The following is a 2,382-nucleotide window of genomic DNA, read 5'->3' as shown; positions in this document are numbered from 1 at the left end:
GGCGCCATCGTGGCCAAGTGGGATCCGCACACTCACCCGATCGTTACCGAAATGAAAGGTACCGTGACCTACGTGGGCATGGAAGAAGGCATCACGATCAAGCGTCAGACTGACGAATTGACCGGTATGACCAACATTGAAGTACTCGACGCCAAAGATCGTCCAGCTGCCGGTAAGGACATCCGTCCTGCCGTGAAGATGGTCGACGACAACGGCAAGGATCTGTTGCTGCCAGGCACTGACGTTATCGCTCAGTACTTCCTGCCAGCCAACGCCCTGGTTGGTGTAGCGGATGGTGCGAAGATCGCGATCGGTGATGTTATCGCTCGTATCCCGCAAGAGACTTCGAAGACTCGCGACATCACCGGTGGTCTGCCGCGTGTTGCCGACTTGTTCGAAGCCCGTCGTCCGAAAGAAGCGTCGATTCTGGCTGAAGTCAGCGGCACCATCGCGTTCGGTAAAGAGACCAAAGGCAAGCGCCGTCTGGTTATTACCCCGAACGACGGTACCGATCCGTACGAAGAGCTGATTCCGAAGTGGCGTCACCTGAACGTGTTCGAAGGCGAACAGGTAAACCGCGGCGAAGTTATCTCCGACGGTCCGAGCGATCCACACGACATCCTGCGTCTGCTGGGTGTGAGTGCGCTGGCCAAGTACATCGTCAACGAGATCCAGGACGTTTACCGTCTGCAAGGCGTGAAGATCAACGACAAGCACATCGAGACCATCCTGCGTCAGATGCTGCGTAAAGTTGAGATCGCTGAATCCGGCGATTCCAGTTTCATCAAGGGCGACCAGATGGAATTGACTCACGTACTGGTAGAGAACGAGCGTCTGAGCGGCGAAGACAAGTTTGTCTCCAAGTTCACTCGCGTTCTGCTGGGTATCACCAAGGCGTCGTTGTCCACCRAATCGTTCATCTCGGCGGCTTCCTTCCAGGAAACCACTCGCGTACTGACCGAGGCGGCGGTAACCGGCAAGCGCGATTACCTGCGCGGCCTGAAAGAAAACGTGGTCGTGGGTCGTCTGATCCCGGCTGGTACCGGCCTGGCTTATCACAGCGAGCGTAAGCGCCGCCGTGATGCAGACAAGCCGTTGCGCGTAAGCGCCAGTGAAGTGGAAGCTGCACTGACCGAAGCGCTGAACTCGAGCGGTAACTGAGTTCTGCGGTAAATGAGTGTGAGGCCCTGGTCACTCCGTTCATCGAATCGAGACAATTTGTCGAGATTGGATGAGCGGGGAGGGCGGGGCCTTGCCTTGACTGGGGACAAGATCCTCTTTAGACTCTTGTACCCCTAAATTTGGCGGGAACTCGTTCCTGCCATTTTGCTTTTCTTGCAAGACAATAGCGTCGCAAGACAACAGTGGAGCTAGTAGATGGCAACTATCAACCAGCTGGTACGTCAGCCGCGTAAGCGTATCGTCGAGAAATCCGACGTGCCTGCGCTGCAGAACTGCCCGCAACGCCGTGGCGTGTGCACCCGTGTGTACACCACCACGCCGAAAAAACCTAACTCGGCACTGCGTAAAGTATGCCGTGTGCGCCTGACCAACGGTTTCGAGGTTTCCTCGTACATCGGCGGTGAAGGCCACAACCTGCAAGAGCACAGCGTGGTACTGATCCGCGGCGGTCGTGTAAAAGACTTGCCAGGTGTTCGTTACCACACCGTTCGCGGTTCGTTGGATACTTCCGGTGTTAAAGGTCGTAACCAGGGTCGTTCGAAGTACGGTACCAAGCGTCCGAAGTAATCGGCCGTTTTGCAGTTTTTCATTTTATTGAGTCGATAAGAGTAAGGTCGGGCACGCATCCATAGGAGCTGTCCCGGGCTAACCTGAAGACCGTTTGAGGGCTTATCAATGCCAAGACGTCGCGTAGCAGCCAAGCGTGAGATTCTGGACGATCCGAAATACGGAAGCCAAATCCTCGCCAAATTCATGAACCACGTAATGGAAAGCGGCAAGAAAGCCGTTGCCGAGCGTATCGTTTATGGTGCCCTGGATACCGTGAAGGCTCGTAAGGCCGGCACCGATCCCCTGGAACTCTTCGAAAAAGCACTCGACGCCATCGCTCCGCTGGTCGAAGTGAAGTCGCGCCGCGTTGGTGGTGCTACTTACCAGGTTCCGGTCGAGGTTCGTCCTTCCCGTCGTAACGCTCTGGCAATGCGCTGGTTGGTAGACTAYGCCCGCAAGCGCGGCGAGAAGTCTATGGCTCTGCGTTTGGCTGGCGAACTGTTGGACGCTGCTGAAGGTAAAGGTGCTGCAGTTAAGAAGCGTGAAGACGTTCACCGTATGGCTGAAGCCAACAAGGCTTTCTCGCACTACCGCTTCTAATTTTAGCGTCACTAATTTTGCGAGGGCTTTATGGCTCGTACAACACCGATT

The 2,382-nt window shown here is 55.6% G+C and carries 2 protein-coding genes and 1 pseudogene; all 3 read left to right on the top strand.

Features of this window, described 5'->3' with window-relative positions; translation table 11 throughout:
- Nucleotides 1-1,161, top strand: a pseudogene (locus ACXRVY_RS24630) (DNA-directed RNA polymerase subunit beta'); the annotation flags it as partial.
- Between the two features lie 216 nt (nucleotides 1,162-1,377).
- Entirely contained in the window at nucleotides 1,378-1,749 is a 372-nt protein-coding gene (rpsL, locus tag ACXRVY_RS24625) for a 30S ribosomal protein S12 (protein WP_003186084.1), read from the top strand.
- A 108-nt stretch (nucleotides 1,750-1,857) separates the two neighbouring features.
- Entirely contained in the window at nucleotides 1,858-2,331 is a 474-nt protein-coding gene (rpsG, locus tag ACXRVY_RS24620; RefSeq protein ID WP_007994653.1) for a 30S ribosomal protein S7, read from the top strand.
- Nucleotides 2,332-2,382 lie beyond the last annotated feature (51 nt).

It is taken from the genome of Pseudomonas sp. P5_A2_2, from assembly GCF_054177685.1.
Note: the sequence above shows the minus strand (reverse complement) of the source record. Positions and strands in the feature narration are given on the sequence as shown.